The organism is Paraburkholderia sp. SECH2, from assembly GCF_030464795.1.
GTDB classification, from domain to species: Bacteria; Pseudomonadota; Gammaproteobacteria; order Burkholderiales; family Burkholderiaceae; genus Paraburkholderia; species Paraburkholderia aspalathi.
In genome coordinates, this window is record NZ_JALPRH010000003.1 from 294065 (window position 1) to 308076 (window position 14012).

The window sequence follows — 14012 nt, forward strand, 5'->3', positions numbered from 1 at the left end:
CATGACGATAGGCGGCATATGACGAACGCAAACTCTTTTTATCGACCCCGCTCAGGATTGGACCTGCTCGAGCAAACCGCCGGCGATCCGCGCGAGCGCGAACGCGCCGTTCTCGAGTCGTTTGCGCGCATCGAGGAAGTCGAGCCCGAGGTGAGGGCGATGACGGCCGTCGCGCAGCGGGAAACGGCATTGACCTCGGCCGCCGATGCAACAGGTCCGTTGGCTGGCATACCGATCGCGGTGAAAGATATCTTCGACACGAGCGACCTGGTCACCGGCTACGGCTCGCCAATTTACGCAGGCCATCAGCCGAAGTCCGATGCCGCGATTGTGACGTTGGTGCGGCGTAACGGCGGCATTGTCATCGGCAAGACCGTCACCAGTGAATTCGCCTATATGACGCCGCCTGTGACGCGCAATCCGTGCGACCTGACGCGTACCCCTGGCGGATCGTCATCCGGGTCGGCTGCCGCGGTGGCAGCCGGCATCGTGCCTTTCGCGATCGGCACGCAGACTGGCGGCTCGACCATTCGGCCCGCTTCGTTCTGCGGCATCGCCGGCTACAAGCCCACACTCGGCATGTTGCCGACCGTCGGCATGAAGTGCTTCTCGTGGTCGTTCGATACGGTCGGCTTGTTCGGCGCCGGTGTGCGTGACGTGGCTTACTTCGCACAGGCCCTGTCGGGCCGGTCGCTTGCCTTGAGCGGCGTGACGGCTGGCCCGGTGTTCGGCGTGCCGGACAGCTACCCATGGACCGCGCCGTCAGCGAATGCGAGTGACGTACTCGACAGAGCGGTGCGCGCCATCGAGCAGGCGGGAGGGCGCGTGCGGCGTGTGCGTTTCGCGCCGTGGATGGCCGACCTGATCGCCGCGCACAACACCATCCAGAGCTATGAGGCGTATCAGTCGTTGGGCTTCGAGTACGATCATCATCGTACCGATCTATCGCCGATGCTCGCCGGTTTTCTTGATCGTGCAGCGAGGGTCGATACCGCAACCTACATCGAGGCATGTGTGCTCGCGGAACAGGCGAAGGCGAGGCTTGCTGAACTATTCGACGGCATCACCGGCTTGCTGACACCGAGTGCGCCCGACGAAGCGCCCGAGGGCCACGCGTCAACGGGCGACCCCGCGTTCAATCGCAATTGGACCTTGCTCGGTTGCCCGTGTGTGAACGTGCCGGGATTGAGGGGCGCGCGAGGCGCCCCGATCGGTGTGCAGGTGATCTGCCGCCCTTGGGACGATGCCCGATGCCTCGACGCTGCCGCATTTGCCGAGCAGGCGATCGCGGCAGCAGTGGAACGTTTTCCCGCGACCTGAGCAACGAGGAAGCGATGCAAGGAGGAGACGAAATGGAGGCGAGCTCGCGACAGCCGGCCAATCCGGCGCCCGCGGACGATGGTTGGCGTATCGGCGTGTTGTACTCGCGCACGGGCGTGACCTCAGCGACCGGGTCGGAGCATTTTTTCGGCACCGTGCTCGCGATCGAGGAAGTCAACGCGGCCGGCGGCGTGGGCGGGCGCCTGCTCGACCCGGTTGTTTACGATCCGAAGAGCGATCCTGACGAATATCGCCGGCTCGCCACGCGGATGCTGCAGGAAGACGACGTGACCGTGATTTTCGGCTGTTCGACTTCGTCGAGCCGAAAGGCGGTTTTGCCGGTGATCGAACGCACCAACGCATTGCTCTGGTACTGCTCGATCTATGAAGGGTTTGAGTATTCGCCGAACGTGATCTACACCGGCGGGGTACCGAACCAGAACAGCATGCAACTGGCCGCTTATCTACTGCGCAATCACGGCCGCCGTTTTTTTCTGGTTGGCGCCGACTACATCTATCCGCGAGAATCGAATCGGATCATGCGCGACATGGTCGAGCAGCATGGCGGCGAAATCGTGGAAGAACTCTATCTGCCGAGCGATGCGGATCCAGCGGCGCTGGAAGAAGTGGTGCGGCAGATCAAGGACATCGCGCCCGATGTGGTGTTCTCCACGCTGATCGGGCGAGGTGCGCGCGACTTTTATCGGCTGTATCGCGAGCACGGTATCGACCCCGCACAGATTCCGATCGCAAGCTTGACAATGACCGAGGGCGAAACGCGGATGATCGGCTCCGAACTGTGTGGCAGCCACATCGTCTCGGCGAGTTACGTCAACACGCTGAACCTCGCGAGTAACCAGCGCTTTCTGAAATCATGGCATGCGCGATTCGGAGATCAACCGGCCAGCATGTGGTCGGAGATGGCGTATAACCAGGTGCATCTGTTTGCGCTGGCGCTGGCCCGTACCGGAAGTCTCGATACGGCCAGACTGGTGGAGGCGGTACACGAAGTCGAATTCGATTCGCCAGAGGGAGTGCTGAAAATCGATCCGGAGAACAATCACGCGATACTGACGCCGCGCATTGCCGTGTGCAGGCCGGACGGCTCGTTCGATATCGTCTGGGAGGGCCGAGGTCCGGTCAAACCCGATCCCTATCTGACGACGTACGGGTTCGCGGAATTCTGGCTCGACGGAGAATCGGCATGAGCACGGGGGCCCGTCGTCTGTTCGACGATCTACGCACGCTGCGCGTCCTCGTGATTCATCCGCCGGGCGAGGATCGCATTGTTCTGGAAGAGCAGTTGCGCCGCATCGGCTGCCAGGTGCGCGTGCTCTGGCCGTTTCCCTCGCAACTGCCCGCCGATGTCGACGCGATTTTCTTTCTCGTCGGCCTCGAAACTCGCAGCGCGGGCAATTGGTGCGCAGCCGATACCGAAGCCACGCTGATCGCGTTATCCGACTACGAGAATCCGACGGCGCTAAAAATGCTGGTGGATACGCAGGCGCATGGCGTCATCACCAAGCCCTACCGGTCTACGGGCATTCTTAGTACCCTGGTGCTCGCGCGTGCGTCTTCAGGCTACCAGCAGCGCTTGCACAGCAAGGTCTCCAAGCTCGAGGAGGCGATCAAGGCGCGACGCCACATCGAGAAGGCCATCCGCATCCTCATGGAGGCGCACCAGCTCAGCGAGAGTAACGCATACGAGCACATGCGCTCGAGAGCGACAAGTCTCCGGGTCACGGTGAGCGAGATCGCCACATTGGTGATCGATGCCCATGAGGCAATGGAAAAGCTCGGCCTTGGCAAGGGACCAAAGCCTTGAGCCTCACACGCTAGTCAGGGATCACCGGCTCGACCAGCTTCGCCAACTGAACCAGCGACTCCTGCCAGCCGAGGTAGCACATCTCCACTGGAATGACCTCGGGCACACCCTCCTGCACAATCGTGAGCTCGGTTCCGCAGGACACCGCCCGCAAGGAAATAGTGACGTCCATCTGGCCGGGCAGGTTGGGGTTGTCGAAACGGTCCGAGTAGCGGATCTTCTCGAACGGCACCAGTTCGATGTATTCGCCGCCGAACGAGTGACCATTGCCGGTGCCGAAGTTACGGAAGGACATCTTGTGAGTGCCACCCACGCGTGCATCCATGTGGTGGACCTGACAGGTGAACCCATAGGGAGGAAGCCACTTAGCGATCGCATCGGGTTCGAGGAAGGCCCGATAGATGCGTTCGGGAGTAGCGTTCAAGACGCGATGGAGACGGATTGTTCCGGTAGTCATGGTGTGCTGGTCCTTCACTGGAGAAGTTGAACATACCCCTACGACGATCCGACGACGCCGGTATCGACATAGGGTAAGACCAGGAAAAACCCGTAGGTGGCAAAGAGCATCACCTGTTATCGCTTCTATCCCGCCACAACACGGTTACGGCCATCGTGCTTGGCCCGGTAAAGGCGTTCATCGGCGACGCGTAAGAGGGTGTCGATCGTGTCGCCGTCGCGGCCGAACTCGGAGACGCCGACACTGACGGTAACGGCGACGGTCCGCCCGGTTCCGGTATAGAACTCCTCGGTCGCTACGGCGCCCCGAACGCGCTCGGCGATCGAACGTGCCACGTCCAGCGCGGCTCTAGGCAGCAGCACCATAAACTCTTCGCCACCCACTCGCGCCACGCCGTCATAGGGCCGAATGGCATCAAGGCATTTCTGCACGAATCGCTGCAATACCTCGTCACCCACCTGATGACCGTAGTTGTCGTTGATCAATTTGAAGTGGTCGAGATCCAGCGCCAGCAACGAGAACGGTGCGCCACCTCGCCTCGCGCGTGCGATTTCGGCCTCCACTCGCTGGATAAACTCGCGCCGGTTCGCGGCACCCGTCAGCGGATCGGTCGCGGCGAGGTGCTCGAGCTTGTGATTGGTGCGTTGGAGTTCCTGCAGCGCGCTTTCCGTGCGTGCCATCGCTTCGGCGAGGCGAGCCATCAGTTCTTCCTGGCTGTAGATCGTCGAAAAGGAGCGCGTCGTGCGAAACGCCTGAACGACGCCATAGCTCAGCAGGAAAAAGCCCGCGGCGAAGATCGCGTGTGCCAGCCACCACATATGATTCCACGGCTTGCCGAGAATGAATGCGAGCGACGCCAGCGCGAAGAAGGTGATGGAGATGCCGTAGACCACCATCAGCGGCGAGCGAATGCGACGCAGCATCAGCACCGTGACGTTCAGCGTCGAGAAGACGAGCGCCCCGCCTTCCATGGATAGCCGCACGGCGAGGTTGCCCGCGATGGGCGAGTTTGCAATGACTCCGACGACCAGGTCGATCACGACGAACACGGCGATCCACGTTAGCCACGGGCGCGGATTCGAGCGCTCTTTGAGCGCGTCCGGCGCGCGGTGGTACGAGAGAAGCCCAACCAGCAGCAGCACCGACATCACCAGACGCGATGCGGGTCCGTAGAGCAGGAATAGCCAGATATTGTGGTGAGCCATGCCGGTGAACGCGCCGTGCAGCGCATAGACCAGCACAAAGCCCAGGAAACCCAAAGTCAGCCACCGCAACAGCGGTTCACCCGACGACAGATAACAACGCCAGGTCACATAGGTGACGAACAGCCCCTCGAGCGTTGCCGCTGCAATCGCGATTTCGTGGAAGCCGTGGTTTTCGAACTTCAGGCTTGGGTCTTGAAAGAAAGCCAGATAGGCAATCAGGTAGGCGGGAAGGAGCGCAAAGCCAATGACCAGCAAACCCGAGTAGATTTTGGTCACGATCCCAATGAGGCGAGGCGGCTCTTCGATTGAAATTGTCGTGCTCATGTGCCCGTCTCCGGCAATACTACGGTGGTTTTTCGTATTGCCGAGCGATTGAGGCTTGGATCAGCCGACTCGGACACGACACCATGCGGTTATGCTTGGCCAAACATACCGCGTAGCGGACTACCTTAAGACAATTGAAAGTATAGCGGACTGCGATTTGAATCGGTGGTATATCGGTCGTGCAATTAGCGCCTGATATATCGTGCCGTTGTCTTCTGAAAATATCAGAGGCCGCAGTCGGCGGTCGCCAGCCGTTAAATCCGATTCAGCCTAGAGCGTGTTAGGAACTTGGAAGTACTGGCACCGCGTGAACGAGCATGAGCATTGCGAAGACCACGAAATGCAACCCGGCAAGCGTTTCGGGTAGACGTTCATAGTCACGTGCGAGACGGCGGAAACGGTTGAGCCAGCCAAAGCTGCGCTCGACCACCCACCGCCGGGGTAGCAGTACAAAGCCCTTTTTCGCTTCCTCCAGTTTGATCACCTGCAGTTCGATGCCTTCATCGAGTGCGGCCTGCGCTGGCTCTTTGCCCGTGTATCCCTGATCGGCAAATGCCACCTTGACCGTGTGTCCCGTTACCTGCTGGACCTGACGCGCAAGCTCTGCTACCTGCACACGCTCCTGCTCATTGGCCGGTGTCACATGTACCGCCAGCAACTGTCCCAGGGTGTCCACCGCAATATGGACCTTGCTGCCGCGCTTTCGCTTATAACCGTCATAGCCCGCGCGTGGTCCGCTCTCGCAGGTCGACTGTATCGTGCGGCCATCCAGGATGACCGCGCTGGGCTGTCCTTGCCGTCCCTGTGCCACGCGTATCACCGAGCGCAAGTCGCTGACCATGTGCTCAAAACAACCTGCCTGTAACCAGCGTTGGGTCTGCTGATACACCAATTCCCAAGGTGGGAAATCATTGGGCAGCATCCTCCACGGTGCGCCGGCCCGAGCCATCCAGCGCAACGCATCGAACATGTCGCGCAGTTCGTATTTGCGCTGCGGCGCGGTGACGTCCATCAGCGTCAGATAGGGTGCCGCGAAGCTCCATTCTTCGTCCGACACATCGGTCGGATACCCTTTGCGGTCTGCTCTTTTCATCCCGCCAGGATACCAGGTCTCACACAAGGTGCCTAACACGCTCTAGGCTGCGGCGCCGCGTAAATCCCTTATATGCTGATATACAGTCGCACGGCCCATGCCCAGAACGTTGGCAACATAGTTAGCCGCGCTCTTTCCTTTGAAGGCTCCTTCTTCCCACAGCGCCTCGACAAGTTCGCGACGGTGTTCCCGGGTCAGGGAGTTGAGTGCCAGCTGGCGTTCCTGAAGCCATGCATGGAGAAACGTGTTGATGCGTTCCTGCCAGTCGTCCTTGAACAGCTCCTCAGGCTGCTTCACCAGACCTGCGCCCGACACCACGCGATCGATGACATGTTTCATGTCCTCAAAGACGGCGATGTTGTAATTGACGCACATCACGCCGACAGCCGCGCCTGCGTCGTCAAAGAGCACCGTGCTGACACAGCGCATTCGTCTGCCATCCCAATTGATCTTTTCGTACGGACCGATCGTGCCTGACTGCGCTGAATGATCAATCTCTTCCAGCGCCGATTCGTCGCCCAGCTCACGCTTTGACAGGTTGTTTGCAATGTACGCGATCGTCTGGCTATGCAGGTCATGAATGACGATCTCGACGTACGGAAAGAAGAGCAGCGCAATACCGTCGGCGACACGGCCGTAGCGATCCAGCAAAAGCCGGCGCGCGGGTGTGATCTTAGTCTTTCGCATAGGGAAGCATGAGATTTTTCGGTTTGGCCGAGTCTGCCGGCGTGTGCGTCAATGTGCAACGCATGTTCGTGCGATGCACTATTTTGCCACGGGCAATATTCACCTCTGTTTGCGGCAACCCACGCACCGCCGCATCGGTCTGGTTCAACCGATCGGTTGCCCGCTCACGTGCCTGAACAACGCGTAGGCGATCGCTACATCTTCCAGTCCGAGTCCGATTGAGCGAAAGAAAACGTGCCGCCGCCAGGAGGGTTTCCTGGCTCTGCCGGATACGAGTTCGGGCAAATCGCCCAGAACGCTTTCTGGTGACCAGTCATGCAGTTGCGCCGCCAGTTTCATTTCACCTGCGTTGGCGGGCGTGGTTCGCCGGTAGTCGCAATAGACGTCCATGTCTTGAATCCACGCCGGTGGAATTTCATGCGCATTGGCGACATTCGTGCTGATCGACGTGATGAGTGCTGGCTTAGTCAGCAGGTTGTCCGACAGTACAGGCGTGCCTGAGGATGTGCACAAGGCGATCACGTCGGCATCGCGCACACACTCATCGAGGTGGGTGCAAATCCGCACGCGTTCATCAAGGGCGGCGACCTCCGCGCGCTTTGCCTCGTTGCTCGCAAGCTCGGGTGAAAACACATTGATCGAGGCCCACGCTCGCAGCGGTGCAAGGTGACGCAAATGCGCCTGCCCCACGGCACCCGCGCCGACGATGGCGAGCCGGCGTGCGTCGGGCGCCGCAAGGTGTTCCACCGCAAGTGCCGTTGCGCCGGCTGTGCGTTCGTTGGTGAGCAGACCCGCATCGCACCACATCAAAGGTTGCCCCGTTTCCATGGACATCAGTGCGGTCCATGCCGTAATGACCGGTTTCGCTTCGGTCACGATGTACGGAGACATCTTTGCTCCGAATACCTTGGCGTCCGCCAGGACCCCTAAGTACGTAATGAAATCGCCAGCCCCTTGTGGAAACGGGGTGAAGGTCTGGGGCGGCTGCACCGCGGAGTCGTTGGCAAGCGAGAGAAACATGCGTGTCAACGCGCCGCGCACGTCGAGGTGGGACAGTGCTTTACGCACCGCGTCCTGCTGGACGATCAACGGGAATTCTTTGTCTGTGCTGCTCATGGGCCTGCTCTCCACATCGTTGCCGGCTAGCGGCGTCAGCCCAATTCTAAAGTCAAAAAGTCCAGTCTGGACTTTTATTTTGAAAATCGCTTGCATTTGTGAGTGTCCAGAATAGACTGTCATTCCAGAACGAGTGTGAGAACAGGCCTTTCTGGCACCTCATGCATCTTCTCGAGGTCGCGCCGTCAGTTACCGCCCCGTGCCCTAATTTTGTGAACCCCAATTTCATAGGGAACCACCATGCGTCTGAAGCTTTCACTCTCACTTTTCGTCGCTGCCGCTTTAATCGGTTCGGTTGGCACTGTCAGCGCCGAGACTCAAAGCACCTTGCGCTTCGGCATCGAGGCCGCGTATCCGCCGTTCGAAAGCAAGTCGCCGACGGGGCAATTGCAGGGATTCGACGTCGACGTCGGCAACGCGGTCTGCGCGAAGATGGGCGTGAAATGCGAGTGGGTGGAGAATTCGTTCGACGGATTGATTCCGGCACTACAGGCGCGCAAATTCGACGTCATCAATTCCGCGATGAACATTACGGACAAGCGCAAACAGTCCATCGATTTCACGCCGCCGATCTACGTGGTGCCTATCGTGATGGTGGCGAAGCGTGGTTCGTCCTTGTTGCCGGATGTGAAGAGCCTGCAGGGCAAACGCGTCGGCGTTCTGCAGGGATCGTCGCAGGAAGATTTCCTTAAGCGCCACTGGGCGAATGCCGGTGTATCGATCGTTTCGTATCAGGACCAGGATCAGGTGTACGCCGACCTCGTTGCCGGACGCCTGGATGCCGCCGTCCAGGAAGCGCAGACTGTTGAGGATGGTTTCCTGAACAAGCCGTCGGGTCACGACTATGCGATTGTCGGCCAGCCGCTCAGCGATCCGGCAACGCTTGGCGAAGGCACGGGCTTTGGCTTGCGCAAGGGCGACAAGGCGTTGGCCGGAAAGATCGATGCCGCGCTCGCCGCGCTAAAGAAAGACGGCACGCTCAGCAACCTGTCGCAGAAGTATTTCAAGCGCGACATCATCGCGAAGTAACCGGTTCATGACCCGATGCAAGCCGAATCGCATCGGGATCCGAAATGATCATTCGAGCGAGCTTATGGATTTCGATGTGATCGTGTTGGGAGCCGGGATTGTCGGCGTGTCGTCCGCGCTGCATCTGCAGGATCGCGGTCGCCGCGTGGGGCTCGTCGATCGGCGCGGCCCCGGCGAAGAGACCAGTTTCGGCAATGCCGGACTGATCGAAAGCTCGTCGGTGGTTCCCTACGGCTTTCCGCGCGATCTCGGTACGCTGCTGCGCTACCTGCGCAATCAGTCGACCGATCTTTACTGGGACTACAAGGCGCTGCCGTCTTTCGCGACGTGGCTCGCGCGATTCTGGTGGGAGTCGTCTCCTGAGCGGCTCGAAGCTGCCGCGCGCGACATGCTGCCCTTGATCCGGCGAAGCGTTGCCGAGCACGATGTGCTGATCGAGCGTGCCGGCCTCCAAGGCCTCGCGCACGACGGTGGCTGGATCGAGGCATTTCGCACCCGCTCGGAGTATGAACGGCAGGCATCGGCCGCCGAAGTCACGGCGAGGACATACGGACTGCGCGTGGTGCCGTGCGATGCCGATGCACTGGCGGCGCGCGAACCCGGTATCGCGCCGGGTTTTTGCGGTGCATTGCATTGGCAGGACCCGAGGAGCATCTCCAACCCGGGTGCGTTGACGAAGGGCTATGCGCGGCTGTTCGAGGAGGGCGGCGGCGCGCTGCTCACTGGCGAGGCGGTCACGGTACGTCAGGAAGCCGATGCATGGACTGTGCAGACGTCGCAAGGCAGGATCAGTGCCAAAGAGGTGGTCGTAGCGCTCGGCCCCTGGTCCGACAAGGTTTTTGAACCGCTCGGATATCGGATACCGCTACGGGCAAAGCGCGGCTATCACATGCACTACGAGGCCACGAAATCGATGCTCTCGGTACCGCTGGTCGACACGGAAAAAGGGTATGTGGTCGCGCCCATGCAAGGCCGCCTGCGGCTGACTACCGGCGTGGAAATCGCCCGGCGCGATGCGCCGCCGACGGGCGTTCAACTGGACCGCGCGGAAGCCGTGGCCCGGCCGATATTCGGACTGGGCCGCCGCGTCGACGACGCGCCATGGCTCGGGTTGCGGCCGTGTACGCCTGACATGCGGCCTGTCATTGGGCGCGCGCCTCGCCATCGAGGGCTGTGGTTCTCGTTCGGGCATAACCATCACGGATTGACGCTCGGTCCGGTGACAGGGCGTTTGCTGGCGGAAATGATGACGGGGGGCGAGCCTTTTACCGATCCCCATCCGTTCCGTCCCGAGCGATTCCGATAGAGGGCGTGGTGGACCCGCTTCATCCATAAATCACTGCGTCACGAATCATCGCGTATCGGGTATGCGAACAACCGGAACGTACTTGAAACGGGGCTGGCGAAGGTTTCGGAATTCCTCGCGAGGTTCTGATCGCTGTAGGCTGCACGCGATCGAGCAGGGGATGCGCGCTGCCTACAGCCCCTTCAGGAACGCAACCAGCAACTCGCTCACTTCCGCCGAACGCTCGCGCTGAATCCAATGACCCGCGCCGTCGAGAATATGGCATCCGCGCAGTCCGGGCAGTACGCGTGCCAGATTCGCGATACGGGCCTGGGCGCCCGGAAACTTAAGGACGTCATCTTCCGCGCCGGCCACGAATAGCGATGGCTGCCGGATCACGCAGCCTCGCCAAGCGGCCATGAGTTCCGATGAGCGCCGAATGCTGCGGTACCAGTTCAGCCCACCTCGGAAACCGGTGCGCGCGAATTCGCCTGCCACGTAAGCGATTTCTTCACTGCTTAGCCAGGCTGGCAGCGTCTCGGGGTCCACTGTGTTGTCGAGAAAACTTGTGCCGGGCGCGAGTATGCCCGCCACCACGTGGTCGGGCCCATCGCCCGACATGCTGAACGTGACGCGTCGAATTGTGGCTTCGGGATCAGCCTCGAATTCGCGCTCAGCTACGCCGGGTGTCTGGAAATACTGCATGTAGAACGTTTGCACACCTTGCCGCTCCAGCGCACTGAGCAAGTCCTCCCGCGCAGGCGGATGGAACGGCACGCTCATGCCAACGACGGCACGGAACAGATCGGGCCGTAACATCGCCGCGTTCCAGGCCACCGGCGCGCCCCAGTCGTGGCCGACGATCACCGCCTCACTCTCGCCGAGAACATTGACGAGCTCGACCATGTCGCCGACGAGATGCAGCATCGTGTATGACTCCGCGTCCGGCGGCGCATCGGTGCCGCCATAGCCACGCATGTCAGGTGCGACGGCGCGGAACCCGGCGGCTGACAGCGCCGCCAACTGGTGCCGCCAGGCGTACCAGGATTCCGGAAATCCATGACATAGCAGCACCAGCGGGCCGCTGCCCTGGCTGGCCACACGCATGCGCAGTGCACCGACCTGCAGTGTCTCGAGGCGAAGTTCGTGCAAGGTTTGCTCCATGATGTTCGGGTTCTGGCGGATCGCCTTAGACGATCATTCGCTGCTGGTCCATTCCACGCGCGCGCCCACCGAGCGCAGGTTTTCCACAAAATTGGGGTGTGCACGGCGGATTGGCAGCGCATTGGTGATTTCCGAGCGCCCCTCGATACTTGCGGCGACCATGAGCAGCGCAATCGCCACGCGAATGATGTACGGACTCTCGACCTTCGCGGGACTTAACTGAAGTCCGCCGAAAGTGATCAAACGATGAGGGTCCGACAGAAACACGTGCGCACCGAACTTGGAGAGTTCAACGGACCAACCCATCGCGCCGTCATAGACCTTGTTCCAGAACATCGCGCTGCCTTCCGCCTTCACGCCAAGCGCGATGAAGATGGGGAGCAGATCGACGGGCAGATACGGCCAGGGCGCCGCTTCCACCTTGGTGAGGATGTTCTGCGTGAAAGGCCGGCGCACTCGTAACGGACCCTCCCGAACGGCATGCGACCAGCCATCGCGGTGTTCCACCTGTACGCCGAACTTCGCGAAGGTTCGATCGATAAGCGGGAACTGATCGGGCGCGCTGTTTTTGACCTTGATGTCGCCCCCGGTGATTGCGCCAAGCGCGAGAAAGGTCGCGATTTCGTGGAAATCCTCGCTGAACCGGAACTCGCCGCCGCCGAGTTTATGGCCGCCTTCCACGCTCAGGCGCGATGTGCCAATACCGTCGATTGGCACACCCAGCATTGCCAGAAAACGGCAAAACTCCTGCACATGCGGTTCCGATGCTGCATTGACCAAGGTCGACGTACCGTTGGCCGACGCCGCGCAAAGCACGAAATTCTCCGTGGTGGTGACCGACGCGTAGTCCAGCCAATGATGATTCGCCGCCATTTGAGTGGCCGCGCGCACGATCAGCGAGTCGGTGGTGCGCTCAATGCCCGCGCCGAAGCGCTCGAACACCTCAACGTGCGGATCGATCTCACGTACGCCCAACGTGCAGCCCTTCACGTCGTTTTCCAGACGTGCGACGCCGAAACGCGCCAGCAACGGCGGCACCAGCATGATCGAAGAACGCATCTCCTCCGGCAGCCTGTGCGCGACGGGATCGAAGGACGTGGCGTGGTGATGCAAATCGAGAATGCCGGTGGCAAAGTCCATCGACACATTGCTGCCGAGCGTACGAAAGATATCGAGGATCTTCTTGACGTCGGTAATCTCGGGTACGCCGATGAGACGCAGTGGCTGGTCGGTCAGCAGCGTGGCGCAAAGGATAGGCAGGACGGCGTTCTTGTTGGCGGATGGCACGATCTCGCCGCGTAACGGGAGACCACCATGTACGATCAGGTTCGACATGTTCGGGAGAGAGCTGGTGGATTGAGAAGCGAGGCCACTATCATGCCACTGGATGGCGTGCGGAGGATGTTTCGGGATTCCGGGGCCGTTTTTTTCTTGTAGCTTCTTAAAACAGTCTATCCAGCATCTCGCGGGCAATGGCCCGCGGCCGGTCCAAGCCTTCTATTGGATCTTGATGACAACCTTACCCTTTACACGCCCGGTTTCGACGTAAGCCAAGGCCTCATTGGTGGCCGCAAACGGGAAGATTCGATCGATCACTGGCCGTATGGACCCTGCATCGATCAGTGCAGCGATCCGGCTCAGTTGGTCTCCGCTGGCGCGCATGAACACAAATGAATAGCTGACGTCATGACGTTTTGCGGTTTTCCGGATGCGATAGCTCAAAAGACGCATCACCGTTTTCAGGAACCACGAAGCGCCCATCTCTTTGGCAAAGTCGGGATCGGGCGGTCCCGCGATTCCGATGAGTTTGCCACCTGGTTTGAGCACGCGCAGTGACTTCTTGAGCGTATCGCCGCCCTGCGTGTCGAGCACGAGATCGTAGCCATTCAGGATGTCAGCAAAGTCGTCTTTTTTGTAATCGATGACGATATCCGCACCGAGTTGCTTCACCAGTTCAGCATTGCGCGCGCTCGTTGTCGTTGCGACGGTCGCGCCGACATGTTTCGCCAGTTGAATGGCAAATGTGCCGACGCCGCCGGAGCCTGCATGGATCAGCACTTTCTGCCCTTTCTTGAGTTGTCCTTTTTCGATTAGCGCCTGCCACGCGGTCAAGCCTACCAGCGGGATCGAGGCTGCTTCCTCCATGGCGAGTGATTTGGGCTTCAACGCCACGCCGTCTTCTTTGACCGCAATGAATTCCGCGAAAGTGCCGATGCGATCTTTGTGCGGTCGGGCATAGACCTCATCGCCTGGCTTGAATTGCCGAACGCGCGATCCAACGCGGACGACCACCCCGGACAGATCGTTACCCAGAATCAGCGGCAAACGATAAGGCAGAATAAGCTTGAACTCGCCGTCCCGGATTTTGGCATCGAGCGGATTCACGCCCGCGGCGTGGATCTGGATCAATACGTCGTCCTCGCGCAGCTCCGGGACCGGCATTTCGCCGGCTCGCAAGTCATTCTTGCGTCCGTATCGATCGACAACAAAAGCTTTCATCATGTTTC

At 60.3% G+C, this 14012-nt stretch carries 13 protein-coding genes; 5 read left to right on the top strand and 8 right to left on the bottom strand.

The genetic code is table 11. The features are described 5' to 3' along the window. Positions 1–18 precede the first annotated feature (18 nt). Genes M0D66_RS08460 through M0D66_RS08470 form a run of 3 tightly spaced genes read left to right on the top strand, consistent with a single transcriptional unit; the run spans position 19 to position 3145 of the window. Entirely contained in the window at positions 19–1320 is a 1302-nt protein-coding gene (locus M0D66_RS08460; RefSeq protein ID WP_266210554.1) for an amidase, read from the top strand. Between the two features lie 32 nt (positions 1321–1352). Next, positions 1353–2528: a transporter substrate-binding domain-containing protein gene (locus M0D66_RS08465; RefSeq protein WP_093633179.1), complete on the top strand. Its 1176-nt coding sequence runs from the start codon at positions 1353–1355 to the stop codon at positions 2526–2528. After that, on the top strand, positions 2525–3145 hold the full coding sequence (locus M0D66_RS08470; protein WP_266210555.1) for an ANTAR domain-containing response regulator: 621 nt from the start codon (positions 2525–2527) through the stop codon (positions 3143–3145). The genes M0D66_RS08465 and M0D66_RS08470 overlap by 4 nt, the downstream gene beginning before the upstream one ends. 10 nt (positions 3146–3155) lie before the next feature. On the opposite strand, the gene M0D66_RS08475 is transcribed toward M0D66_RS08470, so the two are convergent. The 5 genes from M0D66_RS08475 to M0D66_RS08495 form a co-directional block, all read right to left on the bottom strand. Further along, complete coding sequence (locus M0D66_RS08475) at positions 3156–3602, bottom strand: SRPBCC family protein (protein ID WP_093633177.1); 447 nt, start codon at positions 3600–3602, stop codon at positions 3156–3158. Between the two features lie 125 nt (positions 3603–3727). Then, positions 3728–5131 carry a GGDEF domain-containing protein gene (locus M0D66_RS08480; protein WP_200621771.1) on the bottom strand — a complete coding sequence of 468 codons (1404 nt, stop codon included), beginning with the start codon at positions 5129–5131 and terminating at the stop codon, positions 3728–3730. A 280-nt stretch (positions 5132–5411) separates the two neighbouring features. Beyond that, a complete protein-coding gene (locus M0D66_RS08485; RefSeq protein WP_266210556.1) occupies positions 5412–6224 on the bottom strand; it encodes an IS5 family transposase in 813 nt (270 codons plus the stop codon). Positions 6225–6266: 42 nt separating this feature from the next. Continuing rightward, positions 6267–6911: a transcriptional regulator gene (locus tag M0D66_RS08490; protein ID WP_200653693.1), complete on the bottom strand. Its 645-nt coding sequence runs from the start codon at positions 6909–6911 to the stop codon at positions 6267–6269. A gap of 144 nt (positions 6912–7055) precedes the next feature. Further along, positions 7056–8027, bottom strand: coding sequence for an ornithine cyclodeaminase family protein (locus M0D66_RS08495; RefSeq protein WP_200621779.1), 972 nt, complete (start codon positions 8025–8027; stop codon positions 7056–7058). Positions 8028–8267: 240 nt separating this feature from the next. Between M0D66_RS08495 and M0D66_RS08500 the strand changes: the two genes are divergently transcribed. Both M0D66_RS08500 and M0D66_RS08505 read left to right on the top strand, forming a co-directional pair. After that, entirely contained in the window at positions 8268–9056 is a 789-nt protein-coding gene (locus tag M0D66_RS08500) for an ABC transporter substrate-binding protein (RefSeq protein ID WP_093633174.1), read from the top strand. A 64-nt stretch (positions 9057–9120) separates the two neighbouring features. Next, positions 9121–10362: an FAD-binding oxidoreductase gene (locus M0D66_RS08505; RefSeq protein ID WP_266210557.1), complete on the top strand. Its 1242-nt coding sequence runs from the start codon at positions 9121–9123 to the stop codon at positions 10360–10362. 171 nt (positions 10363–10533) lie between these two features. Here M0D66_RS08505 and M0D66_RS08510 read toward each other — a convergent pair whose 3' ends face one another. From M0D66_RS08510 to M0D66_RS08520, 3 genes are all read right to left on the bottom strand, one after another. Continuing rightward, positions 10534–11493, bottom strand: a complete 960-nt coding sequence (locus M0D66_RS08510; RefSeq protein ID WP_244179248.1) for an alpha/beta fold hydrolase — start codon at positions 11491–11493, stop codon at positions 10534–10536. A 45-nt stretch (positions 11494–11538) separates the two neighbouring features. Then, positions 11539–12840, bottom strand: a complete 1302-nt coding sequence (locus M0D66_RS08515) for a UDP-N-acetylglucosamine 1-carboxyvinyltransferase (RefSeq protein ID WP_266210558.1) — start codon at positions 12838–12840, stop codon at positions 11539–11541. Positions 12841–13002: 162 nt separating this feature from the next. Continuing rightward, a complete protein-coding gene (locus M0D66_RS08520; protein WP_266210633.1) occupies positions 13003–14004 on the bottom strand; it encodes an NADP-dependent oxidoreductase in 1002 nt (333 codons plus the stop codon). Positions 14005–14012 lie beyond the last annotated feature (8 nt).

Coding starts and splice junctions, on each gene's coding strand:
- M0D66_RS08500 (WP_093633174.1), top strand. CDS start 8,268: ATGCGTCTGAAGCTTTCACTCTCACTTTTCGTCGCTGCCGCTTTAATC.
- M0D66_RS08515 (WP_266210558.1), bottom strand. CDS start 12,840: ATGTCGAACCTGATCGTACATGGTGGTCTCCCGTTACGCGGCGAGATC.
- M0D66_RS08490 (WP_200653693.1), bottom strand. CDS start 6,911: ATGCGAAAGACTAAGATCACACCCGCGCGCCGGCTTTTGCTGGATCGC.
- M0D66_RS08475 (WP_093633177.1), bottom strand. CDS start 3,602: ATGACTACCGGAACAATCCGTCTCCATCGCGTCTTGAACGCTACTCCC.
- M0D66_RS08505 (WP_266210557.1), top strand. CDS start 9,121: ATGGATTTCGATGTGATCGTGTTGGGAGCCGGGATTGTCGGCGTGTCG.
- M0D66_RS08480 (WP_200621771.1), bottom strand. CDS start 5,131: ATGAGCACGACAATTTCAATCGAAGAGCCGCCTCGCCTCATTGGGATC.
- M0D66_RS08470 (WP_266210555.1), top strand. CDS start 2,525: ATGAGCACGGGGGCCCGTCGTCTGTTCGACGATCTACGCACGCTGCGC.
- M0D66_RS08460 (WP_266210554.1), top strand. CDS start 19: ATGACGAACGCAAACTCTTTTTATCGACCCCGCTCAGGATTGGACCTG.
- M0D66_RS08465 (WP_093633179.1), top strand. CDS start 1,353: ATGGAGGCGAGCTCGCGACAGCCGGCCAATCCGGCGCCCGCGGACGAT.
- M0D66_RS08495 (WP_200621779.1), bottom strand. CDS start 8,027: ATGAGCAGCACAGACAAAGAATTCCCGTTGATCGTCCAGCAGGACGCG.
- M0D66_RS08520 (WP_266210633.1), bottom strand. CDS start 14,004: ATGAAAGCTTTTGTTGTCGATCGATACGGACGCAAGAATGACTTGCGA.
- M0D66_RS08485 (WP_266210556.1), bottom strand. CDS start 6,224: ATGAAAAGAGCAGACCGCAAAGGGTATCCGACCGATGTGTCGGACGAA.